Annotated in this window: 25 protein-coding genes and 1 tRNA gene; 16 read left to right on the forward strand and 10 right to left on the reverse strand. The window is 72.7% G+C overall.

From position 1 onward, the window contains the following. Positions 1-129 precede the first annotated feature (129 nt). The 3 genes from thsB (at position 130) to F3H13_RS02160 (ending at position 2,672) form a co-directional block, all read left to right on the forward strand. A complete protein-coding gene (thsB, locus tag F3H13_RS02150; protein ID WP_149797538.1) occupies positions 130-1,776 on the forward strand; it encodes a thermosome subunit beta in 1,647 nt (548 codons plus the stop codon). A 211-nt stretch (positions 1,777-1,987) separates the two neighbouring features. After that, on the forward strand, positions 1,988-2,242 hold the full coding sequence (locus F3H13_RS02155) for a glutathione S-transferase N-terminal domain-containing protein (protein ID WP_149797412.1): 255 nt from the start codon (positions 1,988-1,990) through the stop codon (positions 2,240-2,242). A 70-nt stretch (positions 2,243-2,312) separates the two neighbouring features. After that, positions 2,313-2,672 (forward strand): DUF192 domain-containing protein, encoded by a 360-nt coding sequence (locus F3H13_RS02160; protein ID WP_149797413.1) that lies wholly within the window; start codon positions 2,313-2,315, stop codon positions 2,670-2,672. Between the two features lie 18 nt (positions 2,673-2,690). Here the strand turns inward: F3H13_RS02160 and F3H13_RS02165 are convergent, their stop codons facing one another. The 6 genes from F3H13_RS02165 to F3H13_RS02185 all read right to left on the reverse strand — a co-directional run bounded on the left by F3H13_RS02165 (position 2,691) and on the right by F3H13_RS02185 (position 8,754). Continuing rightward, positions 2,691-4,220, reverse strand: a complete 1,530-nt coding sequence (locus tag F3H13_RS02165; protein WP_149797414.1) for a PAS domain-containing protein — start codon at positions 4,218-4,220, stop codon at positions 2,691-2,693. A 216-nt stretch (positions 4,221-4,436) separates the two neighbouring features. After that, positions 4,437-7,034 carry a DNA topoisomerase I gene (locus tag F3H13_RS02170; protein WP_149797415.1) on the reverse strand — a complete coding sequence of 866 codons (2,598 nt, stop codon included), beginning with the start codon at positions 7,032-7,034 and terminating at the stop codon, positions 4,437-4,439. Positions 7,035-7,136: 102 nt separating this feature from the next. Next, complete coding sequence (locus F3H13_RS16060; RefSeq protein ID WP_006111840.1) at positions 7,137-7,304, reverse strand: hypothetical protein; 168 nt, start codon at positions 7,302-7,304, stop codon at positions 7,137-7,139. Positions 7,305-8,003: 699 nt separating this feature from the next. After that, positions 8,004-8,085, reverse strand: a tRNA-Ser gene (locus F3H13_RS02175). Between the two features lie 27 nt (positions 8,086-8,112). Further along, the gene (locus tag F3H13_RS02180; RefSeq protein ID WP_149797416.1) at positions 8,113-8,373 is read right to left on the reverse strand and encodes a hypothetical protein; all 261 of its coding nucleotides are present in this window, start codon (positions 8,371-8,373) and stop codon (positions 8,113-8,115) included. Beyond that, on the reverse strand, positions 8,374-8,754 hold the full coding sequence (locus F3H13_RS02185; protein ID WP_149797417.1) for a Rid family detoxifying hydrolase: 381 nt from the start codon (positions 8,752-8,754) through the stop codon (positions 8,374-8,376). Between the two features lie 131 nt (positions 8,755-8,885). Here F3H13_RS02185 and F3H13_RS02190 point away from each other — a divergent pair, with 131 nt between their 5' ends. Next, entirely contained in the window at positions 8,886-9,290 is a 405-nt protein-coding gene (locus F3H13_RS02190; RefSeq protein WP_149797418.1) for a zinc ribbon domain-containing protein, read from the forward strand. 38 nt (positions 9,291-9,328) lie between these two features. On the opposite strand, the gene ubaA is transcribed toward F3H13_RS02190, so the two are convergent. From ubaA to F3H13_RS02205, 3 genes are all read right to left on the reverse strand, one after another. After that, positions 9,329-10,141, reverse strand: coding sequence for an SAMP-activating enzyme E1 (gene ubaA / locus F3H13_RS02195; protein WP_149797419.1), 813 nt, complete (start codon positions 10,139-10,141; stop codon positions 9,329-9,331). 97 nt (positions 10,142-10,238) lie between these two features. After that, positions 10,239-11,627, reverse strand: coding sequence for a hypothetical protein (locus tag F3H13_RS02200; RefSeq protein ID WP_149797420.1), 1,389 nt, complete (start codon positions 11,625-11,627; stop codon positions 10,239-10,241). Positions 11,628-11,750: 123 nt separating this feature from the next. Continuing rightward, the gene (locus F3H13_RS02205) at positions 11,751-12,341 is read right to left on the reverse strand and encodes a 50S ribosomal protein L15e (RefSeq protein WP_004598111.1); all 591 of its coding nucleotides are present in this window, start codon (positions 12,339-12,341) and stop codon (positions 11,751-11,753) included. Positions 12,342-12,661: 320 nt separating this feature from the next. Here F3H13_RS02205 and F3H13_RS02210 point away from each other — a divergent pair, with 320 nt between their 5' ends. Genes F3H13_RS02210 through trxA form a run of 10 tightly spaced genes read left to right on the forward strand, consistent with a single transcriptional unit; the run spans position 12,662 to position 22,414 of the window. Next, positions 12,662-13,783: a nicotinate-nucleotide--dimethylbenzimidazole phosphoribosyltransferase gene (locus F3H13_RS02210; protein ID WP_149797421.1), complete on the forward strand. Its 1,122-nt coding sequence runs from the start codon at positions 12,662-12,664 to the stop codon at positions 13,781-13,783. Further along, positions 13,780-15,108, forward strand: coding sequence for a cobyrinic acid a,c-diamide synthase (locus F3H13_RS02215; RefSeq protein WP_149797422.1), 1,329 nt, complete (start codon positions 13,780-13,782; stop codon positions 15,106-15,108). Before F3H13_RS02210 ends, F3H13_RS02215 begins: the two co-directional genes overlap by 4 nt. A 2-nt stretch (positions 15,109-15,110) precedes the next feature. Further along, complete coding sequence (locus F3H13_RS02220; RefSeq protein ID WP_149797540.1) at positions 15,111-16,127, forward strand: CobD/CbiB family cobalamin biosynthesis protein; 1,017 nt, start codon at positions 15,111-15,113, stop codon at positions 16,125-16,127. Then, the gene (gene cobS, locus F3H13_RS02225) at positions 16,124-16,951 is read left to right on the forward strand and encodes an adenosylcobinamide-GDP ribazoletransferase (RefSeq protein ID WP_149797539.1); all 828 of its coding nucleotides are present in this window, start codon (positions 16,124-16,126) and stop codon (positions 16,949-16,951) included. Before F3H13_RS02220 ends, cobS begins: the two co-directional genes overlap by 4 nt. Continuing rightward, a complete protein-coding gene (locus tag F3H13_RS02230) occupies positions 16,951-17,694 on the forward strand; it encodes an NTP transferase domain-containing protein (RefSeq protein WP_149797541.1) in 744 nt (247 codons plus the stop codon). Before cobS ends, F3H13_RS02230 begins: the two co-directional genes overlap by 1 nt. Further along, positions 17,691-18,749, forward strand: coding sequence for an aminotransferase class I/II-fold pyridoxal phosphate-dependent enzyme (locus tag F3H13_RS02235; RefSeq protein ID WP_149797423.1), 1,059 nt, complete (start codon positions 17,691-17,693; stop codon positions 18,747-18,749). Before F3H13_RS02230 ends, F3H13_RS02235 begins: the two co-directional genes overlap by 4 nt. After that, the gene (locus tag F3H13_RS02240; RefSeq protein ID WP_149797424.1) at positions 18,742-19,554 is read left to right on the forward strand and encodes an adenosylcobinamide amidohydrolase; all 813 of its coding nucleotides are present in this window, start codon (positions 18,742-18,744) and stop codon (positions 19,552-19,554) included. The genes F3H13_RS02235 and F3H13_RS02240 overlap by 8 nt, the downstream gene beginning before the upstream one ends. Further along, complete coding sequence (locus tag F3H13_RS02245; protein ID WP_149797425.1) at positions 19,551-20,270, forward strand: cob(I)yrinic acid a,c-diamide adenosyltransferase; 720 nt, start codon at positions 19,551-19,553, stop codon at positions 20,268-20,270. Before F3H13_RS02240 ends, F3H13_RS02245 begins: the two co-directional genes overlap by 4 nt. A gap of 16 nt (positions 20,271-20,286) precedes the next feature. Continuing rightward, the gene (locus F3H13_RS02250) at positions 20,287-21,867 is read left to right on the forward strand and encodes a cobyric acid synthase (RefSeq protein ID WP_149797426.1); all 1,581 of its coding nucleotides are present in this window, start codon (positions 20,287-20,289) and stop codon (positions 21,865-21,867) included. Positions 21,868-21,925: 58 nt separating this feature from the next. Then, complete coding sequence (gene trxA, locus F3H13_RS02255) at positions 21,926-22,414, forward strand: thioredoxin (RefSeq protein WP_149797427.1); 489 nt, start codon at positions 21,926-21,928, stop codon at positions 22,412-22,414. A gap of 13 nt (positions 22,415-22,427) precedes the next feature. On the opposite strand, the gene F3H13_RS02260 is transcribed toward trxA, so the two are convergent. Next, complete coding sequence (locus F3H13_RS02260) at positions 22,428-23,123, reverse strand: helix-turn-helix domain-containing protein (RefSeq protein ID WP_149797428.1); 696 nt, start codon at positions 23,121-23,123, stop codon at positions 22,428-22,430. A 187-nt stretch (positions 23,124-23,310) separates the two neighbouring features. On the opposite strand from F3H13_RS02260, the gene F3H13_RS02265 reads away from it, so the two are divergent. Both F3H13_RS02265 and fdhF read left to right on the forward strand, forming a co-directional pair. Then, positions 23,311-24,282, forward strand: coding sequence for a hypothetical protein (locus F3H13_RS02265; protein ID WP_149797542.1), 972 nt, complete (start codon positions 23,311-23,313; stop codon positions 24,280-24,282). A gap of 83 nt (positions 24,283-24,365) precedes the next feature. After that, positions 24,366-26,468 carry a formate dehydrogenase subunit alpha gene (fdhF, locus tag F3H13_RS02270; RefSeq protein WP_149797429.1) on the forward strand — a complete coding sequence of 701 codons (2,103 nt, stop codon included), beginning with the start codon at positions 24,366-24,368 and terminating at the stop codon, positions 26,466-26,468. Positions 26,469-26,580 lie beyond the last annotated feature (112 nt).

A 26,580-nucleotide genomic window follows, 5' to 3' on the forward strand; every position in this document is an offset into this window, starting at 1 on the left:
GAAGCCGAACGTCGCCGAGTCGTGTGTTTTTGTGCGAACAGCCTCGTCGCAGGCAGTCTGCGCGCGCCGGCCTTTCACCGAGTCATTTATATAGAATCACAATCAATCAAACGCTGTATGAGTCAGCGAATGCAGCAGGGTCAGCCGATGATCATCATGGGCGAGGACGCCCAGCGCGTCCAGGACAAGGACGCACAGGAGTACAACATCTCCGCGGCGCGCGGCGTCGCCGAGTCCGTCCGGTCGACGCTCGGACCGAAGGGGATGGACAAGATGCTCGTCAACTCGATGGGCGACGTCACCATCACCAACGACGGCGTCACCATCCTCCAGGAGATGGACATCGACAACCCGACCGCCGAGATGGTCGTCGAGGTCGCCGAGACCCAGGAGGACGAGGCCGGCGACGGAACGACCAGCGCGGTCGCCATCGCGGGCGAGCTGCTGAAAAACGCCCAGGACCTCCTCGAACAGGACATCCACCCGACCGCGGTGATCAAGGGGTTCAACCTCGCGAGCGAGTACGCCCGCGAGCAGGTCGACGAGGTCGCCACGCAGGTCGACCCCGACGACACGGAGACGCTGAAGAACGTCGCCGAGACGTCGATGACCGGCAAGGGCGCTGAGCTGGACAAGGACGTGCTCGCCGACCTCGTCGTCCGCGCGGTACAGGGCGTCACGGTCGAGGCCGACGACGGCTCCCACGTGGTCGACTTAGCGAACCTCAACATCGAGACGCGCACCGGCCGCGCGGCGGGCGAGTCCCGCCTGCTCACCGGCGCGGCGATCGACAAGGACCCGGTCCACGAGGACATGCCGACCGACTTCGAGTCGGCGAACGTCCTCCTCCTCAACGACCCGATCGAGGTCGAGGAGGCCGACGTCGACACCTCCGTCAACGTCGACTCCCCGGACCAGCTCCAGAAGTTCCTCGACCAGGAGGAAGAGCAGCTCCGCGAGAAGGTCGACCAGATCGTCGACTCCGGCGCCGATGTCGTCTTCTGTCAGAAGGGCATCGACGACCTCGCGCAGCACTACCTCGCGAAGGAGGGCGTGCTGGCGGTCCGCCGCACGAAGAAGTCCGACCTGACGTTCCTGAAGAACGTCCTCGGCGCGCCGATCGTCACGGACCTCGACTCCCTCTCCGCCGACGACCTCGCGGTCGGCTCGGTCGAGCGCGACGACGACGAGGAGCTGTTCTACGTCGAGGGCGAAGACGCCCACGGCGTCACGCTCCTCCTCTACGGCACCACCGAGCACGTCGTCGACGAGCTCGAACGCGGCATTCAGGACGCGCTCGACGTGGTCTCGACGACCGTCTCCGACGGTCGGACGCTGCCCGGCGGCGGCGCGGTCGAGGTCGAGATCGCGCGTCGCCTGCGCGACTACGCCGACTCCGTCGAGGGGCGCGAGCAGCTCGCGGTCGAGGCGTTCGCCGACTCCCTCGAACTGATCCCCCGCGTGCTCGCCGAGAACGCGGGCCTCGACGCGATCGACCTGCTGGTCGACCTGCGCGCGGCCCACGAGGCCGGCGACCAGAACGCCGGGCTCGACGTGTTCGCCGGCGAGGTCGTCGACACGGCCGACGCGGGCGTCGTCGAGACGGCCCACGCGAAAGAGCAGGCGATCGCCTCCGCGGCCGAGGCGGCGAATCTCGTGCTGAAAATCGACGACATCATCTCGGCGGGCGACCTCTCGACGGCCGGCGACGGCGACGAGGGCGGCGCCCCCGGCGGCGGCATGGGCGGCATGGGCGGCATGGGCGGCGCGATGTAGGAGAGGGAGTACGAGACTCACCCCCGATCGCCGTACCGACGACCGACCGACAGTAACCGCGTTCACACGCTCCGTTTTCCCCCGTTTTCGCGCACCGTTCCGTAGTGTCCACCAGGCCCGCATCCGCGCCCGTGATGTCCCCGGCCGCCCGTGCGCGACGGACGCATCCGCGGCCGCACCTCTTTACGGATCCAAGCCGTACATGACGGTGATGGCGAACCTAACGCTCTACGAGCTCGAAGGCTGTCCGTTCTGCGCGAAGGTGAAGACGAAGCTGGCCGACCTCGAGTTGGAGTACGACTCGATCATGGTGCCGCGCTCGCACGGCGACCGCACGGAGGTCGAGGAGGTCTCCGGGCAGACCGGCGTCCCCGTCCTCGTCGACGAAGAGCACGGGGTCGAGGGGATGCCCGAGAGCGACGACATCGTCGAATACCTCGAAGAGACGTACGGGAACGCGAGCTGATCCCGACGCGACCGACGACGCGCCCGGCGGCGCCGACCGAACGAGAGGCTATTTATCCGCCCGCGGCGAGGTGGCGGGCGTGCGACTCGTACACCGCCCCGAGTCGGGGTCCGAGACCGTCCTCGCGAGCGACGTCGACGTTGCGCGCTCGACGCTCGAACAGGCCCGCGGGCTGATGTTCCGGCGGTCGATTCCGGACGACTACGCCCTGGTCTTCCCGTTCGACGAGCCCGAGACGCGGTGGCTCCACATGCTGTTCGTGCCGTTCGCGATCGACGCGGCGTGGCTCGTCGACGGGGAGGTGACGGCGAAAAAGCGGCTCGCGCCGTTCGTCGGGCTGGGTCGCGGCCGCGCCGACACCGTCGTCGAACTCCCGGCGGGCGCGGCGGAGCCGGTGGCGGTCGGCGACGAGCTGCGGCTCGACGAGTGAGCGAGCTCCTCGACCGCCCTACGGCGCGTCCGCTGAGTCGTCGGGACCGAACAGCTCCGCGTCCTCGGGCGGTTCCTCGTCCGCGGCGCGAAGCGACAGCTCGATCCGGCTGCCGCCCGCTTTGCTCTCGGCGATGTCGAGGCTCCCGCCGCCCGCGGTGACGATCCAGTTCACGTACCAGAGGCCGAGCCCGCTCGCGTGTTCGAGCGGCGTCTCCTCGCCCGTGAGGACGGCCCGCTCGGCCGGTGGGATCCCCGGTCCGTCGTCGGCCACGACGAGCGAGACCCACGACTCGCTGGGCAGCTCCGCGGCCGAAATTCTGACTCGGGGGTCGTCCGCGTCGTTGTGGCGGACCGCGTTATCGACGAGTTCGCTGATCGCCTCGGGGAGGAACGCGACCGCAGAGACGGCGAGGTCCGTCGGCACGTCGACGTCCACGGCCGCCCGAGCGCGGATCTCCTGGTCAAGCGATTTCAGGCCCGCGTCGACCGCGGACGCGAGCGCGACCGGCCGCGGCGAGGGGCGCTGGGAGAGCAGCCGCTCCACCTTCCGCGAGGTCTCGCCGAGGCGCAGCAGCCGCTCGGCGGTGTCGACGACCCGTTCGAGCTCGGTGACGAGGTCGGGGTCGTCGACCGCCTCGATGGCCCGCCCGGTGAACCCCGTGACCACGTTGAGGTCGTTCCGGAAGTTGTGCCGCAGCACGCGCGTCAACACCGCGAGCCGCTCCTCCCTGAGCGACGCCTCGGTGAGGTCCTCGCCGACGCCGACCGCGCCGACGACCCGGTCGCCGTCCGTCACCGGGCCGATCGAGAGCCGGTAGGGGACGCGCTCGCCGGAGCGCGTGAGCAGTCGGGGCTCACAAGAGACGGTCTCCCGTTCGCGGTACACCCGGGAGAGGGACTCGCTCACGAGCGCGCTCGTCTCCTCGTCGAACAGCGAGGTGAGCGCCGTCCCGGACAGCGAGGCGGGCTCGTAGCCCGAGTCGGCCGCAAGCCGGCCGTTCCACCGCGCGAGCGTCCCCTCTTCGGTACAGCGGAACAGCGCGAGCGGGACGGTCTCGGCAAGCGCGTCGACGAGCCGGCGCTCGGCGTCGCGCTCGGTCTCGGCGGCGACGCGGGCGGTGGCGTCGGAGAACCCGACGACGAGCCACTCGTCGCCGGCGATCGTCGCCGCGTGGAGCGCCGCGTCGACCCGGAGACCGGGGTCGCCCAGCCGGAGGTCCCACTCGAACCGCCGGACTCCCCCGCCAGCCCTCTCGGGATCGGTTCCGGCCGCAGAGGCGGCGATGTCGGCGATCGGCTCCCCGGCCACGGTGACGTCGTCCTCGCCGAGGTCGGGGAGCCCCATCAGCGTCAGCGTGCCGCGGTCATGTCCAAGGAGATCGACCGCGGGCGGATTCGCGGCGCGGACCGCCAGCGTGTCCGGATCGCAGACGAGCGTCGGGGTCGGGATCGCCTCGACGAACGCCCGGAGGATCCCGCTCGCGCCGGCGTCGCCGCTCGACGCCGGTCGGTCTGCGGTCGGCGGCTCCGCGTCGCGGTCACCCATCTATCGACTCACGACGCGCTCCGCATTTATTTGTTTGTGGGTCTAGGTGTCTTCCGAGCGCCTCGCGACGACGCCGAGGGGCGACGTCGCTCGATGCGGCGTGACAAATCGGTCAGCAGTCGGTCGGTCAGCGGCCGGTCGGTCGGCGGTCGGTCAGCGGCCGGTCGGTCGGTGGTCGGTCAGCGGCCGGTCGGTCGGCGACCGCTCGGCGATTGGTCAGTCGGCCTTGGCCTGCCAGTCGCGGACGGTGTCGGGACCGACGCCGTCGACGTCGGCCGCCAGGTCGTCCGGGTCGGCCGACTTGAGCGAGTCGACGCCGTCGACGCCGGCGTCTTTGAGCTTCGCCGCGGTCTTCTCGCCGATCCCCTCGACCGCCTGGAGCTCCGACCCCTCCTGGCGGGCCGTGAACTCCCGGTAGTTACAGATCGGACAGCCCAGCTCCCACGGTTCGTCGCCGGAGTGGACCCGGAGGTGCGGGAGGTCGTGCTCCTCGCAGGTCTCGTCGGTGATCTCGATCTCGCCGCGCCGGGGGAGCGGGAGCGAGTAGTCGCAGTCGGGGTAACGCGTACAGCCGACGAGCCGGGAGCCGGAGCGGAGGCGTTTGATCGCGAGCTCGCCGCCGTGTTCTCCTCCGCAGTCGGGGCAGACGCCGATCACCTCGTCCTCCTGCTCGTCCGCCTCGTCCGCCTTACACTGCGGGCAGCCGTGGACGAACGTCTTCCGGCCCGCGAGCATCTTCACGTGGCGGAGGTCGTGCTCCTCGCAGCTCTCGTCCAAGATGAGCGGTTTCCCGGTCGAGGGGAGCGGGAGGGTGTACTCACAGTCGGGGTAGCCGTCGCAGCCGACGAAGTACGACCCCTGCCGCGACTTCCGGACGAGCAGGTCCGAGCCACACTCCGGGCACGGGCCGAGCGTCTTGTCCGCCTTCAGCGAGTTCTGGAGGTGGTCGCCGACCGCCTCGCGCGACTCCGTGAGGTCGTCGAACACGCGCGAGAGCAGCCCGCGGGAGGCCTCTGTCACCTCGTCGTACGCCTTCTCGCCGGCCGCGATGGCCGCCATGTCCTGTTCGAGCTGGGCGGTCATCTCCTCGCTTACGATCCGGTCGGCGAACTCCTCGGCGGCCTCGACGACCGCCTCGGCGAGCCGCGTCGGGCGGGGTGGGTCGCTCTCGACGTAGTTGCGGTCGTACAGCTTCTCGATGGTCCGGTGGCGGGTCGCCTTCGTGCCCAGCTGCCGCTTCTCCATTTTCTCGATGAGCCGCGACTGGCCGTAGCGCCGCGGGGGCTGGGTCTCCTTGGCCTCGGTGGTCCGGTCCGACAGCGACAGCGTCTCGCCGACCTCGACGTCCGGGACGATCCGCTCGTCGCTGGAGCGGTACGGGTAGACGTCGTGGTAGCCGGCCTCCAGCAGTCGCTTCCCGTTGGCCTTCAGCCGCAGGCCGCCGTCGGCGACGAGGTCGGCGGGGCCGCTCGCCTCGTCCGAGTTCCGGAGCGCGGCGAGCCCGTCCGCGCCCTCGGCGATGGGCGTCGCCTCGCCGTTCGCGAGCGCGACGACGCGCAGGCGCTCCCACGTCGCGGGGTCGGCGCAGGTGGCGAGGAACCGGCGGACGATCAGCTCGTACACCTCCCACTCGTCGTCGGAGAGGTCGGCGGCCGAGGGGAGCTCGCCCGTGGGATGGATCGGCGGGTGGTCGGTCGTCTCCTCGTCGCCCTCGGTGGGCTCGATGTCTCGGTCGCCGTCGAGCAGGCTCGCGGCGTCTTTCCCGAACGTCGACGCCGCGGAGAGATCCTCGATCAGCTCCTCGGGCTCCAGATCGTCGGGATACACCGTGTTGTCGGTCCGCGGGTAGGTGACGTAGCCGGCGGTGTAGAGGTCCTCCGCGAGCGACATGGCGCGCTGCGCGGAGTAGCCGAGCGACCCCGCCGCGCGGATGAACGCGGTGGTGTTGAACGGCGTCGGCGGGTCATCGGTCTGGGTCCGGCGGTCAACGTCGTCGACGGTCGCCTCGTCGGCCGCGTCGAGCGCCTCGGTGAGCGTCTCGGCGGCCGCCTCGTCCCAGACGCGCTCGCGCTCGTTGCCCTCGTCGTTTAAGTAGAAGTAGCGCGCCTCGAAGGGGTCGCCGCTCGTCTTCGCCAGCTCGCCCGTCAGCTCCCAGTAGGACTCGGGGTCGAACGCCTGGATCTCGCGCTCGCGGTCGACGATGAGCTTGAGCGTCGGCCCTTGGACTCGGCCTACCGAGATGAAGTCGTCGCCGAGCTGTCGGGCCGAGAGGGAGAGGAACCGGGTGAGCGCCGCACCCCACGTGAGGTCGATGGTCTGGCGGGCCTCGCCGGCGGCCGCCAGCTCGAAGTCGAGGTCGTCGGGGTTCGCGAACGCCTCCTGGACCTCGTTTTCCGTGATCGAGGAGAAGCGCACGCGGTCGACGGGGACGTCCTCGTTCACCTCGCGGACGAGCTCGTACGCCTCCTTGCCGATGAGTTCGCCCTCGCGGTCGTAGTCGGTCGCGATGACGACGCGGGAGGCGTTGCGCGCGAGCCGGCGGAGCGCGGCGACGATCCCCTCCTGCGTCGGGGTCTTGGTGACGGGCGCGTCGATCAGCTCGACCGGCTCGACGTCGCGCCAGTCGTTGTACTCGGCGGGGAAGTCGACGCCGACGACGTGGCCGGAGAGGCCGATGCACCGCTTGCCGCCCCACTCGTAGACGTTGACGTCGTTCATCCGCTCCGCGGTGGCGGACTCGCCGCTCAGGATGTCGGCGATGCGCCGCGCAGCGTTGTCCTTCTCCGTGATTATCAGCTCGGGGCCGCGACTCATTGCGCCGAGATAGGCCGCTCCCGGGTCTAAAGCTTTCGCGACGCGATATTACCGGCAGGCTCGGGGACGGACGGCCTCAAAAAACGAATCGGCGCGCGACCGTCACCGGGCCGCGTCGTCGGACTCGGCGAGGAACTCCGCATCTGTCGCCTCGCGGTACGGTTCCGGCGGTTCGTCGTCCGCGTCGAGTTCGCGCCGTGCGAGGTGGTTCTCGAGTTGGCGGCGCTTGTTCCTCCCTTTCCGCTCGCGACCCGATTTCGTGTCTGGCATCGTCACCCGTGACAACAGTTCCCATACATATGAATCTTGTGTCGGTGTGCGAATATATCCGCGAAAGACGGGAGCAGACGCCATCGAAGCAGAGCAGCCCGATACCGGGGGCTGAATATTTAACTGTCGACGGACAGCAGCGACGATTACTTATAAATAAACGATGCGGTGGCGCGTGCCGACGAGCGGCCGACAGGCCGCAAGTCGCACGCGCGAGGGAGTCGGTGGTCCGGAGCGAAGCGGAGGACCACCGACGAGGCTGGGGAGGTGTGAGGCTGCGGTTGCGGTGCGGGCGGGTCTCAAAGGGGCAGCCGCGAGGGCGACGTAGGCGATGTAAGCACCACAGGGAGCGAACGGAGTGAGCGACTGAGGAGCGCAGCGAGCGTACGTCGCTCTCGCGGCTGGGGCTTTGGCGCTGTTTGCCATCGATCCGCAGTCAACCGTTTATAAATAACTAACAGCGACGCCACCCGGTTAGTTATAAACGAGCAATTGGACAGGATCGTCGACGTCGGACTCGCTCATCGCTAGCGCTCTTCGCTCGTAGTCGGCGTCGACAGAACGCCAGGAGAGGGATTTGAACCCCAGTCGTTCCGCTCGCTACGCTCGCTCCACTCCCTGGTTCAAATCCGTAGACGCTTCGCTGTCGCGGTACTCGCTCGTCGCTGTCGCTCCTCGCTCGTTGTTGCGACAGCGAAGCGCCAGGAGAGGGATTTGAACCCCCGATCCCGGATGGGAACACGCTTTCCAGGCGTGCGCCTTACCACTCGGCCATCCTGGCTCACGCGGAGATAATCCGGTGCGACTGTTAAGTCCTTCTTTTCGCACGCACCCGGACCTCGGCGAGGTACGTGATACCGGCCGACGCGACGGCGACGCCGACCGCGACGAGCGCCAGCCCCGCGAGACCGAGCGGTAGCGACCCGGGACCGACGAGTCGGTACCCCTGCGCGAGCGCGAGGAAGGCGAACCCGCCGACGACGCCCCACAGCGCCGCGGACCGCGCTCTGGCGCGCGGCGTCGCGAGCGCGCCGGGAGCCTCGGCCGATTCCGCCCCGCTGTCGGCCATCTACTCGACGACGGCGACCGCCTCGATCTCGACGCCGGCGCCCTTCGGGAGCGCCCCCGCCTCGACCGCGGAGCGGGCCGGCGGCGACTCGTCGAAGTAGCCGGCGTACGTCTCGTTCATCTCGTCGAAGTCGCCCATGTCGGCGAGGAACACCGTCGTCTTAAGCACGTCCTCGGGTCCGGCGCCCGCCTCCTCTAACACCGCGAGGAGGTTGTCGAGCGCCTGCTCGGTCTGGACCGCGATCGGCGCGTCGTCGAGGAGGTCACCGTCGGGCGTCAGCGGGATCTGCCCGGCCGTGAACACGAGGTCGCCGTCGGTCGTCGCTTGGCTGTACGCGCCCACCGCCGCCGGAGCGTCGTCCGTGTGAATGGTCTCCTTCATGCGGGTGCGCCTTCGACCGGCGGACTCAAGAGTACTCTGGAGGGGAGTCGTCGGATCCATCCAAGCCAAGCCGCCGAACCGAATCGACCCCACCGCCAGACACAAGCGGCTGGGATGGTAACACGACACGTATGACGGGTGATCAGCTCCTCCCGCTCGCCGCGATCTTCGCCGGCGTGGTGGCGCTCAACCTCGCGGTGACGTGGCTGCTGGTCCGGCGGAACCGCGACCCCGCGGAGCTGTTCGGCTCGGTTGCGACCCGCTCGTCGGACGCTGACGGCGACGGGGAGGACGTCGGGCCGACGCTCGCGCTCGACCGCGACCCGGACGCCGACGGGACGGACGGGACGGGTGAGTCCGATACCGAGGGCGGTCCCCCGCCGCTCGACGCCGACGGGGAGACCGTCGTCTGCCGGCACTGCGGCGCCGAGAACCGCGCCGGCTACCGGTACTGCCGGTGGTGCGCCCAGTCGGGGTTCGTCGACGAGGACGCCGACATCACCGCGGGGACCGCGATGACCGATCGGTCGCTGTAGGCGTTCTGCGGCGGTTGTGGCGGTCTCGGACCGCTGTGTTAGGCCGCGTCGATCTGACAGCCGGCGGCGTAGTCGATCCCCTCGATGGTGTCGATGCCGTCGTCGCCGCAGACCGGACAGTCCGGGTTGCGCGCGTACGGCACCGTCTCGAACGAGAGGTCCATCGCGTCGTAAAACAGCATGCGCCCGACGAGCGGGTCGCCCACGTCCATGATCAGCTTCACCGTCTCCGTCGCCTGAAGGCAGCCGACCGTCCCGGGGAGGACGCCGAGGACGCCGGTGCTGGCGCAGTCGGGCACCGTCCCGGGCTCCGGCGGCTCCGGGAACAGACAGCGGTAACAGGGGCCCTCGGGCGACAGCGTCGTCACCTGTCCCTCGAACTTGTAGATGGCGCCGTGCGAGACCGGCACCTCCTCGATCCGGGCGGCGTCGTTCACCACGTAGCGGGTGGCGAAGTTGTCAGAGCAGTCGACGACGACGTCGTAATCCGCGATCAGCTCGCGGGCGTTGCCCGCGTCGAGCCGCAGCTCGTGGCGCTCGACGTCGACGTCGGGGTTGAGGTCGGCGACGAACGCGGCCGCCGAGTCGACTTTCTTGCGCCCCACGTCGCCGTCGCCGTGGATGACCTGTCGCTGGAGGTTCGACCGCTCGACGACGTCGTCGTCGACGACCCCGATCGTCCCGACCCCCGCGGCCGCGAGGTACTGGATCGCCGGGGCGCCGAGCCCGCCCGCGCCGACGACGAGGACGCGGGCGTCGAGCAGCCGCTTTTGCCCCTCCGGGCCGATGTCGTCTAAGATGACGTGCCGGGAGTAGCGGTCGAGTTGGGTCGCGTCGAGCGAGAGGCTCATGTCCGTGCCCAGTGCCGGCGCGGATATAATCGTGTTCCCGGAGCGGCGGTCGGGACGCCGCGGCCGGCGCTTCCCGAGGCGCCGCCGCGTGGTCGGTTCACTCCGTCGTCGCCCCCACGGCGTCGGTCATCCAGCAGTCGTCGACGTCGCCGAGGGAGGTGTCCGTGTCTCCGCTCCCGCCGCCGACCCGGACGAGTCGGAACTCGTAGCGGCCGGTGACGCTCCCGTTCTCGCGCGTGACGACCTCGACGGTCGCTTCGCTGTCGGCTATCTCGGGCACCGAGTACTGCGCCGTGTCGTACGTGAGCATCGGCGCGTACTGCTCCGTCTCGAACAGCTCGACGTACTGTCCGGTCGAACCGACGACCTCCCTGTTCTCCGGCGACGCGAACGCCCGCAGGGTCCGGACGCCGTCGTTCGTCTCGTCGTCGTTGTAGCGGAGCGCGTTCATCTGGATCTGAACGACCTGCAGCGCGGACCGATCGCAGGTGGGAGAGCGGGCGGTGTTCCTGGCGGCCTCGCCGGTCAGGTCGCCGTCCGTGACCGCGACGGTATTCCCGTCATCGTCCCCGGTGGACCCCTCGCTCCCGCCGTCGCTGCCGTTCGTCGACCCGGTCGCGTCCGCGTCCGTCGCCGACGGGTCTGCCGTTCCGTCGTCTCCGACGCCAGCGAGCCCGTCCGGACCGCCGACCCCGGCGGTACCGGCAGCGAATCCGGCTCCGGCTGCCGCGACGAGGAGCGCGACGACGGCGACGGCTGCGAGGACGGTCCGCGGAGAGCGCCGATCGCTGTTCGCGTCGGGGGCACCAGAGTCGGTCGCCCTCGCTCCGTCGCTCGGATCGGGCGCAGCGGCGGCGTCACCCGGTCGGTCGGGAGTCCGCGAACCGGCGGCCGATTCGGCGCCGGTTCGGTCGGTGGGTGGCGGAGTGGTATCGCCTCCCGTCACGCCCGACGCGACGGCGCCCACCGCTCCGCCGTCATCAGCCGCCGTTCCGTCGTCATCCGACTCGTCGCCGTCCGACTCGTCGCCGTCGACATCGGTCACACCGTCCCCTTCGTCGTCGACCGCGGCGGCGGCAGAATCGGTCGCGCCTTCGTACGCTTCGGACCGGACCGGGACGCCGAGGATACGGTCGGCGATGGCGTTCGCCTTCGCCGCCGGCACGGCGTAGAGGAGGCGGTCTCGGAGGTCCGCCGGCGTCACCACGTCGGCGTCGAGTCCGGAATCCGAGTCGTCGAGTAGGCCGTCGCTCGCGACGACGACCGCGTCGACCGAGTCGGCGGGGACGCGCTCGGTCGCGGCCGAGACGACGAACAGGTCTGTCCGTCGGTCTCCCTCCGACACCGTGACGCGCGGCGCGTCGACGTCGACGCCGTCGGCGGTCGCCGCGTACGTCTCGCCGACGAGCGTCGCGAACGCGTCGCTGTCGAGCGACTCAACTTCGGTTGCGAACGCGTCGAGGGGAATTGGGCTGCTCGCGGTCACTTGGCGATCGCCACGTGCGGTTGAGAGTATGTGACGCGGTCTCTTTGCTCTTGCGTCGAGAGCACCCGATGCCGTCTCACCGAAAAATGGACTGCGAGTAAAACGTCGGAGCGGTCGAGGGCGCTACTTGCCCTGCCGGTCGTTCGAGGTGACGCTCGGGCGCGTCTTCTCGGTACCCTTGCCGCGCTTGCGCTGGCCGCGGCCCTTGGTGCCGGCGGAGGTGAGCCCGCGGTACGCGCGGCCCTTGTGGTCGTCCGAGCAGATCCAGTTCAGCTGGTCGTCGTTCTCGATCGCCGGGTGGGCGGGGTCCACGAGGATGACCTCGTGCCACTTCTGAGAGCCGTCCTCACCGACCCAGTAGGAGTTGAGCACGCGGAGGTTGCGGTACTTCCGCGAGGCGCGCTCCTCGGCGATGCGCTGGATCGACTTGCGCCGCGAGACGCGGTTGACGCCCTGGCGCTTCGAGCGGCGGCCCGCCTTGAAGCGCTGCTTGCGCGAGCCGCCCTTGCGGACGCTCACGCGGGCGACGATGACGCCCTGCTTGGCCTTGTAGCCCAGTTCGCGGGCCTTGTCCAGCCGGGTGGGGCGCTCGATGCGCTCGATGGCACCCTGGTCGCGCCACTCCTGTTTGCGCTGCCACTGCAGCTCCGCTAACTTCCCCTCCTTGGGGGACCGCCACGCCTCCTTGATGTGCGAGTAGAAGCTTCGTGCCATTGTGTGTCCGCGGACGGTTGCGATTCAGCCGCGAGGGGCCACATGTCGTCTCGTCCCGGGGCGCGCGGCGGTCGGTCCGACCGCGCGCCCGGCGGCGAGTGCCCGCTGTGTCCGCACCAGCGAGTTGGCGAATATACCGATGGTTCGCCCTTAACCGCTTCGCTCCGCGGGTCGCGTGGGGAGGCGTGTCACGAGAACCGGCCCGGACGCCCCCGGCCGCTCCGCGTCGATCGATTAAAGTTCACTTGTATCGATGAACCGCCAGTGGTACACATCGACGCCGCGCCGGGGAGTCGCGGGCTCGACGGAGGGGTGTCCGGATGGGGGATGTGAGGCTCGTTGTCGTCGCCGGGACGACCGAGACGGCCGCCATCGACGGTATCAGCGCCGCGGGCGCCGACCCGGAGCTGCGCGTCCACACACCGAGCGCCGACCTCGAGATCGTCGAGGCCGGGCGCCCCGCGCCGGGCTCGCCGGTGCCGGTGAGTCCGAGCGGCTGCCCGACCCCCGCGGTCGTCACTCGCGCGGTCCGCGAGCTGCTCGGCTCCGAGTCGCTCCCCGTCGAGTTCCTCGACGCCGGGCTCGGCGCGCCGACCGCGGCAACCGTCCGCGACCTCGGCACCTCACCGGGCGGCGACGTTCGCGATCCGGAACCGGTCCCGGAGGCGGCGGCCGTCTTCGAGCGCGCCCGCGAACTGGCGCCGGAACTCGCCGGATCGGGTGACGAGGGCGGCTCCGACAGCGGCGGCAGCGAAGCGGCCGAACTCCTCGTCGCCGAGACGATCCCCGGCGGGACGACGACCGCGCTCGGCGCGCTGACCGCGCTCGGCGAGCGCGCCGCGGTCTCCTCGTCGCTGCCAGCGAACCCGATCGAGCGCAAGCGCCGCGTCGTCGCCGAGGGGCTGGACGCGAGCGGCCTCGACCCGGGCGACGCGGCCGGCGACCCGATCGAGGCGGTCCGACTGGCCGGAGACCCCGTCCTCGCCGCCGTCGCCGGCCTGATCGTCGGCTGCGCGGACGCCGAGGTCGACGTCACCCTTGCCGGCGGCACCCAGCTCGCGGCCGCGGCGGCGCTCGCCCGACACGCCGGCGTCGACCGCCCGCTCCCGCTGGCGACCACGTCCCTCGTCGCCGGCGACCCCACCGCCGACCTCCCGGCGCTCGCCGCCGACCTCGACCTGACGCTCTCGGCCGCCGACCCCGGGTTCGCCGAGAGCGACCACCCCGCGATGGCGGCGTACGCCCGCGGCGAGGCGAAGGAGGGCGTCGGCATGGGCGGCGCGCTCGCGCTCGCGGACCGCGCCGGGGTCGCCGACGCCGCCGTCCGCGAGCGGATCGCGGCCGTGACCGACCGACTGCTCGCCGAGCGCGCGGGAACCGAGGGGAGCGGCGACGCGGGGGTCAACGGCCCGGCCCCGTCGAACGGAGGCGACCTGCGGTGAGGGGGCTCGTCCTCGCCGGCACGGCCTCCGGCGTCGGCAAGACGGTCGCGACGCTCGCGACGCTGCGCGCGGTCGAGGCCGCCGGACGGACCGTCCAGCCCGCGAAGGCGGGCCCCGACTTCATCGACCCGAGCCACCACGCGCACGTCGCGGGGCGCCCGTCGCGGACGCTCGACCCGTGGCTTCAGGGCGAGGACGGACTCCGGCGCAACTACGCCCGCGGCGAGGGCGACGTCTGCGTGGTCGAGGGGATGATGGGCCTGTACGACGGCAGCGCCGCCAGCACGGCCGGCGTCGCCGCCGCGCTCGACCTCCCGGTCGTCCTCGTCCTCGACGCGAGCGCCGGGATGGAGAGCGTCGCGGCGACCGCGCTCGGCTTCGCGACGTACGCCGACCGGACGGACCACGAGGTCGACGTCGCGGGCGTGATCGCCCAGCGGGCGCACGGCGGCCGCCACGAGGAGGGGATCCGCGAGGCGCTGCCCGACTCGCTCGCCTACTGCGGGCGAATTCCGCCGCGCGAGGACTTAGAGATCCCCGACCGACACCTCGGGCTTCGGATGGGCGAGGAGGCGCCGCTGGACGAGGCCGCGCTCGACGCGGCCGCCGAGGCGCTCCGGACCGACCGACTGCTCGATATCGCGCGGGAGCCGACGCCGGCCGCGGAGGCGACGACCAAGCTGTTCCCCGGGAACTCCCCGGAGAACGGCGACCCCCCGCGGATCGCGGTCGCCGACGACGCCGCGTTCCGGTTCGTCTACCCGGCCACCCGCGAGCGCCTCCGCGAGCGCGCGACCGTCGTCCCGTTCGCTCCCGCGGCCGGCGACGACCTCCCGCCCTGCGACGGCGTCTACCTCCCCGGCGGTTACCCCGAGCTCCACGCGGAGGCGCTCGCCGAGGGGCCCGCGCTCGGATCGATCGCGGACGCCGCGGCCGAGGGCACGCCCGTCCTCGGCGAGTGCGGCGGACTGATGGCGCTCGCGGAGACCCTGACGACCGTCGACGGAGACGCGTACGAGATGGCGGGCATCCTCCCCGCGAGCGTCGAGATGCGGGAGCGGTACCAGGCGCTCGACCACGTCGAACTGCGTGCGCGACGGGACGCGCTCACGGCGGGGACCGGCGACCGGCTCCGCGGTCACGAGTTCCACTACTCCGCGGCCGACGTCGCGTCCGACGCCCGGTTCGCCTTCGACGTGGAGCGCGGGACCGGCATCGACGGCGACCGCGAGGGGCTGACAGAGTACCGAACCCTCGGGACGTACTGTCACCTCCACGGCGGGAGCGGGGCGTTCGACGCGTTCCTCGACGAGGTGGAACCGTGATGATGACGGGAGCCGCCCCCGCCGCTACCCTGCTCGCGCCGCTCCTCCTCGCGGTCGGGCTGGACCTCGCGTTCGCGGAGCCACCCGCCCGGGTCCACCCGGTCGCGCTGTTCGGGAGCGTCGTCGGACCGTTCGACCAAGAATGGGCCCGCCCGCGGCTCGTCGGCGTCGCGGTCGCGGGCGCGCTCCCGCTCGCCGCGGCCGCGCTCGCCGGCGGCGGCGTGTGGCTTGCGGCCGAGTACGGACCGCGGGCCGGCAGCGTTCCGGTCCTCGCCGTCGCCGTCGCGGCCGGCGTCCTCTTCTCGGCCGCGAGCCTCCGGATGCTGCTCGACGTGACGCGCGATGTCGTCGCCGAGGCCGAGGCCGACCCCGACGCGGCCCGCGAGTCTGTCCGGGCGCTCGTCGGGCGCGACCCCGCCGACCTCTCGCCGGCCGACCTCCGGAGCGCCGCCGTCGAGAGCGCGGCCGAGAACCTCGCTGACGGGTTCGTCGCGCCACTCGGCTGGTTCGTCGCCGGCGCGACCGGCGCCGTCGCGCTCGACGTTGTCGGCGGTGGGACGTCGACCGCGGAAGTCGCCGAGACCGCCCTCGTCGGCGGGACCGCCGCCGCGGCCTGGGCGAAGGGGGTGAACACGCTCGACTCGATGCTCGGCTACCGGTCGAAGCCGGTCGGGTGGGCGAGCGCCCGGCTCGACGACGCCGTCATGTACCTCCCGGCGCGGGCCGCGGCGTGCTGTCTCGCCGTCGCCGCCCGGTCGCCCGGGAGCCTGCGGCGCGCACGGCCGCTGGCCCGCGAGCCCACCTCACCGAACTCGGGGTGGCCGATGGCGACGGCCGCGGTCGCGCTCGGCGTTCGACTGGAGAAACCGGGGGCGTACGCTCTCGACGGAGGGCCAGAACCGCCGACGCCCGCGGCCGCCCGAGACGCCGTGCGGCTCGTCAGGGCCGCCGGCGGCGTCGCGGTCGCGGCCGCGGCGGGCTGGCTCCTCGCGCTCGCGGGGGTGATAGCGTGGGGGTGACCGACGCGGTCGCCGCGATCCGGGGTGCGCTCGGGTTCCTCACCCGGATCCCCGTCGGCCGCGCAGACGGGGACTGGGAGGCGTTCCGGCGGATGCCCGCCGCCCTGCCGGCGGTCGGGTACGCGATCGGCGCCCTCGTCGCGCTCCCGGTCGCCGCGGCGGCGCTGGCGCCGGTCCGGGTGCCGTCGCTGACGGTCGGGGTCGCATTCGCCGCATGGCTCTACCTCGTCACCGGGATCACCCACCTCGACGGCGTCGCGGACGTCGGCGACGCGGCGGTCGTCCACGGCGACGCCGACCGCCGGCGCGAGGCGCTGAAGGACTCCGCGCTCGGCGTCGGCGGGACGGTCGCGCTCGCCCTGGTCGTCGTCGGACTCGTGACCGCGGCGACGGCGATCGCGGACGTCGCCCGCCGCTCGCTCGTCGACGCGGTCGTCGTCGTGGTCGCCGCCGAGGTGAGCGCGAAGGCCGCGACGGCGACGCTCGTCTGCGTCGGCGACGCGCCGCACGAGGGGCTCGGCTCCGCGCTGACCGATGCGTCCGGCCCGCGCGCGCTGGCGGGGGTCGCGCTTGCGACGGCGCCCGTCCTGCTGCTCGGGTGGCCGGCCGGCCGTCCCGACGCGGTCGTCGCGGTCGCCGGCGCTCCCGGTTCCGTCGTCCCGATCGCCGGCGTGCTTGCCGCCGCGGGCGTCGTCGCCGCGCTCGCGTACGCGTGGTCGAACGCCCGTCTCGGCGGGGTGAGCGGCGACGTCCTCGGCGCGACGAACGAGCTCGCCCGCGTCGTCGGGCTCCACGCGGGGGTGATCGCGTGGACGCTCTCGTGATGTGCGGCGGCCGCGGCACGCGACTGGGCGGCGGCGAGAAACCGCTCGCGCCGGTCGCCGGGCGACCGATGGTCGACCGCGCGCTCGACGCCCTCGCCGCGAGCCGCGTCGAGACAGCGTACGCGGCCGTCTCGCCGCACACGCCGCGAACCCGCGAGCGGCTTGTCGAGCGACGGAGCGCCGGCGCAGCCGAGCGGAGCGGAGACGGCTCCGGGTCGACGGCGGGATCGGTCGAGGTCCGGATCGTCGACACGCCGGGCGACGGGTACGTCGCGGACCTCCGGACGGCCCTCGCCGCGGGGCCGGAACCGCCGGTCCTCACCCTCGCGGTCGACCTCCCGCTGCTCGACGGGGCGGCGGTCAACACCGTCCTCGACGCCCACGCCGCGGCCGACGCCGACGCGCTGTCGGTCCGCGTGCCCGCCTCGCGCAAGCGCGAACTGGGGGCGAGCGCCGACGCCGCGACCCGATACGGGGACGAGGGAAGCGGCGACGGTTCGACCGTCGACCGCGTCCCCGCCGGGGTCAACGTCGTCGGCGCGCTCGACGGCGCGGGCGACGAGGCCGTCCGCGCGACCCGCGACGCCCGGCTCGCGGTCAACGTCAACCGACCCGGGGACCGCCGGCTCGCCGAGCGGATCCTCGCCGGCGACCGGGACGCCCCCGACCTTCCGAGCGGCGGGATCGACTGGCTCGACGGGCGCGACGCGGACGCGGGGTCCGCGGGAGGCGAGCCGCGATGAACCGCGAGCGCGCGGCGGCGCTCGGCCGCGAGCCGCACGGGAGCAGCGACGACCCCGACCTGCTCGACTTCAGCGCGAACGCGAACCCCGAGGTCCCCGACGGGGTCGAGCGCGTTTACCGCGCGGCCTTCGAGACGGCGCGGACGTACCCGACGGAGCCGCCGGCCGCGTTCCGGGCGGCCGCCGCCGACTACGTCGGCTGCGACCCGGAACAGGTGGTCCCGACGCCGGGCGGGCTGGCGGCGATCCGGGCGGCGGTCGCGCTCGCGGTCGACGACGGCGACACCGCTCTGCTCCCGGCGCCGAGCTTCGGCGAGTACGCCCGCGAGGTCCGGCTTCAGGGCGGGGAGCCGGCGTTCGTCGACGCCGAGCGCGTCCTCGACGCCGACCCGAGCAGCCACGCGCTGGCGGTCGTCTGCACGCCGAACAACCCGACCGGGACCGGCTACGACCGCGAGGCGCTGCTCGCGTTCGCGGCGCGCTGTCGCGAGGCCGGGACCGTCCTGCTCGTCGACGAGGCGTTCCTCGGGTTCACCGAGCGCGAGTCGCTCGCGGGGACCGACGGCGTCGTCGTCGCCCGGGCGCTCACCAAGCTGTTCGGCCTCCCTGGGATCCGGGCCGGCTTCGCGGTCGCGACCGGCGACCTCGGCGCGGCGCTGCGGGGCGCGCGCCGGACGTGGAACCTGAGCGCCCCGGCGCTCGCGACCGGCGAGTACTGCCTCCGACAGGAGGAATTCGTCCGCGAGACCCGCCAGCGCGTCGAGCGCGAGCGCGAGCGGATGCGGGCCGCGCTCGGCGACCGATACGACGTGTCGTCCTCGGAGGCCCCGTTCCTGCTCGTCGACGTCGGCGAGCGCGACGTCGACCGCGTGATCGAGCGGGCACGCGACCGGGGCGTCGCCGTCCGCGACGCGAGGACGTTCCGCGGCCTCGACTCGCACGTCCGGGTCGCGGTGCGCCGCCCGAGGGAGAACGACCGCCTGCTCGCGGCGCTGGGCGTGGGCGATGCGGAGGGCGCGGGCGACCAGAACCGAGGTGACGGCGCCGATGTTTGAGGCGACCGTCAGCGAGGGCGTCCTCCGGCTCCGGCGACCGGGGACGCGCTGGCTCTCGACCGGCTGGGACGGCGGGCGCTCGCGGGCGGCGACCGTGTACAACGTCACCGTCCCGGAGGGGTTCGACCGGACCGACCTCGCGGCCTACCGCGACGAGCGGCTGGCGCGGGCGGGGTTCGACGACGGACCGGCCGGTCGCGACCCGGCGCCCCCGGGTCGCGACCGCGACGCGCCGCCGACGCTGTTCACGGGCGTCTCGATGGACCACGCTCGCGGGGCGCGGCTCGGCCCGGTCGTCGCGTACGCGACGGTCGGGCTCTCGAACCCCGCGATGCTGCCGGTGGAGCCGCCGGAGCCGACGGAGCCGGTAGAACCGACGGAGCAGACGGAGGCGACGGCGCCGACTGACGCCGCCGAGTCGCGCGAGCCGACCGGGCGTCCCGAGGGCCGGCCGGGCCCCGGAACGGTCAACCTGATCGTCGGCACGACGCGGCGGCTCGCGCCCGGCGCCGCGGCGAACCTCGTCGCGGTCGCGGCCGAGGCGAAGGCGGCCACGCTGCTCGCGACGGCGGGTGTCCCGGGGACGACGAGCGACGCGGTCGTCGTCGGCGACGACCCGGAAGGCGAGCCCGCAGAGTTCTCCGGCAGCGCCACGGCGGTCGGCGGAGCGGCCCGCGCCTGCGTTCGGGACGCGGTCCGCGCGAGCCTGCGGTCGCGGTACCCGGACGGCGACGTGCCAGGGCCGGCGGCCGACGCCGAACACGGCGTCGTCACCGACGACCGGGCAGAGGTTTTCGATCCATGACCACGAACCACGACAACACGAACGCGGATGAAACGGAGGAGGAACCGAACGACCCGGCCGCCCGCACCCCGGGCGGCGGCGCGGCGCCCGAGCCGCAGCCGATCGAGCCCGCCGCGCCCGCGGAGTTCGGGCTGGTCCAGGCGTTCTGGGGCGGCGGGAAGGGGAAGACCACGGCGGCGATGGGGATGGGGTTCCGGGCCGCTGGGCACGGCTACCGCGTCCACATGCTCCAGTTCATGAAGGGCGGCGCCGACAGCGTCGAGGGCGTCAGGGGCGAGTACAACGCGATCGCGGCCGTGCCGGGGTTCTCCTACGAGAACGCCGGGCACTACGGCTGGCACGGCCTGCTCGACGGCTCGGCAGACGACGAGCACGAGGCGAAGGCGGCCGCCGCCTTCGAGCGCGCGGAGGCGCTCGTCGCGGGCGCCGGCGAGGCGGACCTGACCGAACCGCTCCCGCTCGACGGCGACCCCGAGGCCGGCGTCCACATGCTGATCCTCGACGAGCTGCTGTACGCGGCCGACCGGGGGCTTGTCGACCCCGAAGACGTCGTCGCGCTCGCCGAGTCGAAGCCCGAGAACCTCGAACTCGTCCTCACCGGGAGCCACGCCGAGCCCGAGTACCTCGACGGCGTCGCCGACCTAATTTCGAACGTCCGCAAGGTCGCGCACCCGTTCGACGACGGGCAGCGCGCCCGCCGCGGGACGGAGTACTGAGAATGGAGAGCGAGCCGTGACCGACGCCGCGACCGACGCCGACACCGTCCTCATCGCGGGCACCGCGAGCCACGTCGGCAAGAGCACGCTGGCGGCCGGGCTCTGCCGGCTGCTCGCGCGGTGCGGCGTCTCGGTCGCGCCGTACAAGGCCCAGAACATGAGCAACAACGCGCGGGTGGCGCTCGCGCCGGACGGCGAGTGGGGCGAGATCGGCGTCTCCCAGCACGTCCAGGCCCGGGCGGCCGGGACGGTGCCGACGACCGACATGAACCCCGTTCTGCTCAAGCCCCGCGGGGGCGGCGAGAGCCAGGTGATCCTCGACGGGGAGCCGGTCGCGAACGCCCCGGCGTCGGCGTACTACGAGGACCACTGGGACGACGCCCGCGGCGCCGCGGTCGCGGCCCACGAGCGCCTCGCGGCCGACCACGACGTGATCGTCGCGGAGGGGGCGGGGAGCATCGCCGAGATCAACCTCCACGACCGCGACCTCGCGAACGTCGAGTGCGCGCGCTTCGCGGACGCGGCGGTCCTGATCGCGGTCGACATCGAGCGCGGCGGCGCGTTCGCGAGCCTCTACGGGACCCTCGAACTGCTCCCCGACGACCTCCGCGATCGCGTCCGCGGCGCCGTGATCACGAAGTTCCGCGGCGACCCCGCCCTCCTCGAACCCGGCATCGACGAGATCGAGGAGCGGACAGATGTCCCAGTCGTTGGGGTCGTCCCGCACGACGACCCGGGGCTCCCCGCGGAGGACAGCCTCTCGCTGCCGGAGGTGGCGACCGCCGGAGGAGGGGCCGGGACCGGGAGCCAAAGCGAGGGGGAGGGGATCCTCGGCGCCGGCGACGGCGTCCCCGACGACGAAGCGGTCCGGATCGGAGTCCCCCGGCTCCCGCGCATCTCCAACTTCACCGACGTGGAGCCGCTGTCGCGCGAGCCGGGGGTCCGCGTCGCCTACCTGCCGCTCGACGCCGACCTCGACGCCGTCGACGCGGTCGTCCTCCCGGGGTCGAAGAACACCGTCGACGACCTGCTCGCGCTCCGCAAGGCGGGCTTCGACGCGGCGCTGCGCGCGTTCGACGGCCCCGTGGTCGGCGTCTGCGGCGGCTACCAGATCCTCGGCGAACGACTCGTCGACGCCGCCCTCGAGGGCGTCGGCGACCGCGAGACGGTGCCGGGGGTCGGGCTCCTCCCCGTCGAGACCGCGTTCTCTACGGAGAAGCGCGTCGAGCGCGTCACCTGCGCGGTCGACGGCGCCGGTCCGATCGCGGGCGCCGAGGGGCGCGCGACCGGCTACGAGATTCACGCGGGGCGGACGCGGCTCCTCGATGACGCCGCGAGCGGCGGCTTGGCGACCGGAGCGCTCGGCGCCGAGAGCGTCGCCACCGACCGCGTCCTCGGCACGTACCTCCACGGGCTCTTCGAGACGGCGGCGGTGCGAGACGCCTTCGTCGAGGCAGTCTTCGCGAGCGCTGGCCGGTCGCGCCCGGACGCGGCGACCGGCGACCGGTCCCCGTACGAGCGCGCGGCCGACCTCGTCGCGGACCACGTGGACTTACGCGCCGCCGGACTCGACGACGTCCTCGGGTCGACGGAGTGAGGCGACGAGCGGATCCGGAGGCGGAAGGTATATTGTTTTAAGCACCCAATACTGTCGCATGAGTGACGCAGCCGACGCGAGCGAACCGACGGACGACGACGCGAAGACGGAGCGCGAGCGCATCCGCGAGCGGAAGCGGCGGGAGCTCGAAGCGCGCCTCGGGGACGGGGAATCGCTCGACGGGGCCGTCGGGACGGAGACGGGCGACGGCGGCGGGTCGGCGGCCCCGAGCGAGCCGATCCACGTGAACGGGACCGGCGAGCTCCAGCGGGCCGTCGACGACCACGACGTCGTCCTCGTGGACTGTTACGCCGACTGGTGCGGCCCCTGTCAGATGATGGAGCCGACGATCGAGGCGCTCGCGGCCGAGACCGACGCCGCGGTCGCCAAGGTCGACGTGGACGCGAACCAGGCGGTTGCCCAGCAGCTGGGCGCGCGCAGCATCCCGACGCTCGTCCTCTACGTGGACGGCGAGGCCGTCGACCGGTTCGTCGGCGCGCAGGACCGCGCGACGCTTGAGTCCGCGATCGACGAGCACGCCGCCTGAGAGCCGGGATCCGTCAGTTCTCGGCGAGCGTCTCCGCTAAGAGCTTCCGTTGCGCGGTCGCGAGGTGCTCGGCGAACGTCGACGGGGAGATGTCGAGCGCCTCGGCGACCGCGCTCGCGTTCGCGTCGCGGGGACGCTCGAAGTAGCCCATGCGGTAGGCGGTCCGCAACACCTCGCACTGGCGGTCGGTGAGGCGGCCGCGGTCGACGAGCGTCCGATCCGACGCCCCGTCGCCGCGCGCCGCGCCCTCCACGAGGTAGCGGACCTCGACGCGGTCGGCGACTCCGTCGAGCGCCGAGACGATGTCGCGGAGGCGCTCGAGATCGGGGAGGTGAAGCGTGAGCACGAGGACGCCGTCCTCGGCGCGCACGTCCGCGATCGGACAGTCCAGCTCCTCGATGATCCGGCAGGCGCACTTCCCGTCGCGCGGACGCTCGTACCGGTACACCCGCTCGTCGCCGAGATCGACGACGGAGGCGGGCGAGGGGACCCCCTCCGCGGCGTCGACCGCGTCGGGGTCGCGGGCGCGGAACTCCTCGGTGTGCGTGTCGCCCGCGTGCGTCCAAGTGACGCCGGTTATCGGCCCGTCGTGGGCGGTCGACGCGGCGACGACCGGGCAGTTCCCCGTCCCGTGGATCGCGACGCCGGCGCGAACGCCGCCGGGCGTCGTCCCCGCGCCGTCGTCCGCCGGCTTCCCTTCGGTTCCCATCGCGTCGGGGTTGGAACGACGGGTACAAAGGCCTGATCCCCAACGAACCGGACGTTCCGCGGGGTATCACCGAGAACACCCGCAGTACTGAGGGTCGATCGGTATCGGTCCGCGCGCCGGAGTCGCGGGCGTGAACCGAGCGATCCACGCGGTCGGAGCGATCGCCCTGGCCGCCGCCGGAGCCGGGATGGTCGTCGCGGCGACCGCCGGGCTGGCAGGCGGGACCGCCGGGCAGGCAGGCGGGACCGCTGAGGGCTTAGTGACGCAGACGAGTAGCGACGCCAGCGCGTTCGTCGGCTCCCTCCTCGCCGCGTTCGCGGCGACGGGACTGGGATACACCGCGGCGAAGGAGACGCGGTACGCGCTGCGGACGGACGGCTTCCGCGTCACGCGGACCGACCTCGGCAACGCGACCGCCGTGGCCGCCGGGGCGCCGCTCACCTATCTCCTCTCGGTCCGCGCGGGCGTCGGACCGGTCGTGGCCTCCGCGCTCGTGGGGCTCTGCGCGTATCTCCTGAGCGAGACGTACGGCGCCCCTGCGTACTGCGGCTCGTTCGTCGGGATGGCGACGCCGGCCGCCGACGCCGACCTCGGGGCGGTGGCGGCCGCGGGGGTCGCGGCCGGCGTCGTCTTCGTCGTCGCCAAGCGGGCGTTCAACGGGTTCGGCGGGAAGCTCGGCACGACGGCGTTCGTCGGCTGCCTGTCGGTGGCCGCGGTCGGCGGGCTGGCCCCCGGGGCGGGGTCGGTCCCGTCGCCGACCGTCGCGGCGGGGCTCGTCGTCGCGGCGGCCCTCGCCGCCGTCGTCACGTTCCTCATCTCCGTCCGGCTCGGCCACGGCCCGGTCGTCGCCTCGGCGGTCGTCGGGCTCGCCGCCGGAATCCTCTGTCCGCCGCTGTTCGACGCGGGCGACGCGGTCGCGGCGGTCGCCTTCTGCGCATCGTTCGCTGGGATGGCCACGGCGGAGCGGATCCCCGGCCCGGGCGCGATGCTGCTGGCCGGCGGGACCGCGGGCGTCGCGTTCGTCGGCGCGGCGCCGTACTTCGTCGGGTTCGGCGGGAAGCTCGGCACGATCGCGTTCGCGGCCTGCCTCGTGACGACGGGCGTCCTGTCGCTGGGCCGCCTGCTCGCGCCGGCGGGGATCGACGCCGTGACGGGGTGAGTCGCCGCGGTCGGCGGAGCTATTTAAAGAGCCACGCAACTCCGGCGGCATCTGGAGGGTCGTGGAAGCCGTACCTCGATCCGATGACCGACCCGACCGAGACGCCCGAGCGGAGCTTCGAGTCGAACCCGACCGTCTGCCCGTTCTGCGGCGTCGGCTGTCAGATCGAGTACGCCGGCCGGGGCAGCGCGACCGGCGTCGAGGGACCGGTGAACGAGCGCGGCGAGATCTGTCCGAAGGGCGCGGCCGCGTTCGATGTGGTCGACAACGACGACCGCCTGACGGAGCCGCTGGTCCGGCACGACGGACACTTCGTCACGGCGCCGTGGGAGGAGGCGCTCGACCGCGTCGCGAGCGGGATCGGCCGCGTGGTCGACGAGCACGGCCCGGACGCAGTCCAGTTCTTCGCGTCGTCGAACTGCACGAACGAGGAGAACTACGTCCTCCAGAAGCTCGCGCGCGTCCTCGGGACGAACAACGTGGACAACTGCGCGCGGCTCTGTCACGCCTCGACGGTCGCCGCGATGAGCGAGCGGTTCGGCGCCGGCGCGATGACGAACACCTTAGATGACCTGAGCGAGACGGACTGTATCCTCGTCAACGGGGCGAACCCGGCCGAGCAACACCCCGTGGCGTTCCGCTCGTACGTCCTCCCGGCGGTCCGCGACGGCGCGACGCTGGTCCACGTCGACCCGCGCGCGAACGACACGACCGAGGCGGCGGACGTCCACCTCCCACTGCGGCCCGGCACCGACATCGAGGTGGCGAACGCGATCGCGGCGGTCCTCGTCGAGGAGGACCTCGTCGACGAAGCGTTCCTCGCGGAGCGCACGACCGGGTTCGACCGGCTGCGCGAGCACCTCGCCGACGTGGACGTCGCCGCGAACGCCGAGGCGGCCGGCGTCGAGCCGGCGGCGATCCGCGAGGCGGCGCGGGCCTACGGCGAGGCGGACCGCGCCGCGATCGTGACGGGGATGGGGACGAGCCAGCACCGCTGCGGCACCGACAACGTCCACGCCCTGCTCAACCTCGCGCTTTTGACCGGCAACATCGGCCGACCCGGGACGGGCGTGAACCCCCTGCGCGGACAGAACAACGTCCAAGGCGCGAGCGACGTCGGCGGGCTCCCGGGCGTCCTCCCCGGCTACGAGCCCGTGACTGACGCGGCCGCCCGCGAGCGCGTCGCCGCAGAGTGGGGCGTCGAGCCGCCGGCGGAGCCCGGCCTCACCGAGGTGGAGGCGACCCATCGCTTCGGCGACGAGGTGCGGGCCGCGGTCGTCTTTGGCGAGAACCCGGCGGTCACCGAGCCGAACGCGACCGCGGTCGCGTCGGCGTTCGAGGAGCTCGACTTCTGCGTCGTCATCGACCTGTTCGAGACGGCGACCGCGGCCCACGCCGACGTGGTCCTTCCCGGGAGCGCATGGGCTGAAAAGTCCGGCACCGTGACGAACACCGACCGGCGCGTGATGCGGATGCGACCAAACGCCGACCTCCCGGGGAACGCGCGGTGCGACTTCGAGATTCTCGCCGACCTCGGCCGGCGGCTCACGGACCGCCCGGAGGCGTTCGACTACGACGGCCCGGAGGCGGCGTTCGACGAGCTGACGCGCGTCGCGGCGATCTACGAGGGGATGAGCTACGAGGGGATCGGCGACGGCTACCAGCGGTGGCCGTTCTCGGAGCGCGACGGGACCGGCACCGACGTGTTACACGCCGAGACGTTCGCGACCGGCGAGCGCACCGCCCCGCTCGCGGTCGTCGACCCGGTCCCGCCGGCTGACGACCTCGGCGCGGACGAGCTGACCCTCACGACCGGGCGCGTGCTCCAGCACTTCAACAGCGGGGCGCTCAGCCGGCGCTCGGAGCGGCTCACGGCGATGCGCGGCGAAGACGTCCTCCAGATCCATCCCGACGACGCCGCCGAACGCGGGATCAACGACGGCGACCGGGTGACCGTCTCGAACGAGCGCGGGACCGTCGAGGTCGCGGCCGACGTCACGCCGGCGGTCCGCGAGGGCGTGGCGTTCTGTACGTTCCACTACCCGGAGCCGCTCGCGAACGCCCTCACCGGCGACGCGCTCGACCCCGAGGCGAAGATCCCCGAGTTCAAGCACTCGGCGGTGGCGGTCGAGCCGACCGCGGAGGGCGACGCCCTCGCCGAGCGCGACGCGGCCGGCGCCGACTGAACCGCTGTCGACGCCGCGCGGCCGCTCGTCGGGTCCGCCCGCCGTCGCGCGGTTCGGGTATCACTCGTGAGACGCGGGAGTTGCCGTTTATATAACCCAAGCGGAGAGCCTC

It is taken from the genome of Halorubrum xinjiangense (assembly GCF_900102375.1).
Lineage (GTDB): Archaea > Halobacteriota > Halobacteria > Halobacteriales > Haloferacaceae > Halorubrum > Halorubrum xinjiangense.

What these genes read in the sequence shown, in the direction of transcription:
- thsB (WP_149797538.1), top strand. Translation starts at nt 130, where the DNA reads ATGCAGCAGGGTCAGCCGATGATCATCATGGGCGAGGACGCCCAGCGC.
- F3H13_RS02155 (WP_149797412.1), top strand. Translation starts at nt 1,988, where the DNA reads ATGGCGAACCTAACGCTCTACGAGCTCGAAGGCTGTCCGTTCTGCGCG.
- F3H13_RS02165 (WP_149797414.1), bottom strand. Translation starts at nt 4,220, where the DNA reads ATGGGTGACCGCGACGCGGAGCCGCCGACCGCAGACCGACCGGCGTCG.
- F3H13_RS02170 (WP_149797415.1), bottom strand. Translation starts at nt 7,034, where the DNA reads ATGAGTCGCGGCCCCGAGCTGATAATCACGGAGAAGGACAACGCTGCG.
- F3H13_RS16060 (WP_006111840.1), bottom strand. Translation starts at nt 7,304, where the DNA reads ATGCCAGACACGAAATCGGGTCGCGAGCGGAAAGGGAGGAACAAGCGC.
- F3H13_RS02180 (WP_149797416.1), bottom strand. Translation starts at nt 8,373, where the DNA reads ATGGCCGACAGCGGGGCGGAATCGGCCGAGGCTCCCGGCGCGCTCGCG.
- F3H13_RS02185 (WP_149797417.1), bottom strand. Translation starts at nt 8,754, where the DNA reads ATGAAGGAGACCATTCACACGGACGACGCTCCGGCGGCGGTGGGCGCG.
- F3H13_RS02190 (WP_149797418.1), top strand. Translation starts at nt 8,886, where the DNA reads ATGACGGGTGATCAGCTCCTCCCGCTCGCCGCGATCTTCGCCGGCGTG.
- ubaA (WP_149797419.1), bottom strand. Translation starts at nt 10,141, where the DNA reads ATGAGCCTCTCGCTCGACGCGACCCAACTCGACCGCTACTCCCGGCAC.
- F3H13_RS02205 (WP_004598111.1), bottom strand. Translation starts at nt 12,341, where the DNA reads ATGGCACGAAGCTTCTACTCGCACATCAAGGAGGCGTGGCGGTCCCCC.
- F3H13_RS02210 (WP_149797421.1), top strand. Translation starts at nt 12,662, where the DNA reads ATGGGGGATGTGAGGCTCGTTGTCGTCGCCGGGACGACCGAGACGGCC.
- F3H13_RS02220 (WP_149797540.1), top strand. Translation starts at nt 15,111, where the DNA reads ATGACGGGAGCCGCCCCCGCCGCTACCCTGCTCGCGCCGCTCCTCCTC.
- F3H13_RS02230 (WP_149797541.1), top strand. Translation starts at nt 16,951, where the DNA reads ATGTGCGGCGGCCGCGGCACGCGACTGGGCGGCGGCGAGAAACCGCTC.
- F3H13_RS02235 (WP_149797423.1), top strand. Translation starts at nt 17,691, where the DNA reads ATGAACCGCGAGCGCGCGGCGGCGCTCGGCCGCGAGCCGCACGGGAGC.
- F3H13_RS02240 (WP_149797424.1), top strand. Translation starts at nt 18,742, where the DNA reads ATGTTTGAGGCGACCGTCAGCGAGGGCGTCCTCCGGCTCCGGCGACCG.
- F3H13_RS02245 (WP_149797425.1), top strand. Translation starts at nt 19,551, where the DNA reads ATGACCACGAACCACGACAACACGAACGCGGATGAAACGGAGGAGGAA.
- trxA (WP_149797427.1), top strand. Translation starts at nt 21,926, where the DNA reads ATGAGTGACGCAGCCGACGCGAGCGAACCGACGGACGACGACGCGAAG.
- F3H13_RS02260 (WP_149797428.1), bottom strand. Translation starts at nt 23,123, where the DNA reads ATGGGAACCGAAGGGAAGCCGGCGGACGACGGCGCGGGGACGACGCCC.
- F3H13_RS02265 (WP_149797542.1), top strand. Translation starts at nt 23,311, where the DNA reads ATGGTCGTCGCGGCGACCGCCGGGCTGGCAGGCGGGACCGCCGGGCAG.
- fdhF (WP_149797429.1), top strand. Translation starts at nt 24,366, where the DNA reads ATGACCGACCCGACCGAGACGCCCGAGCGGAGCTTCGAGTCGAACCCG.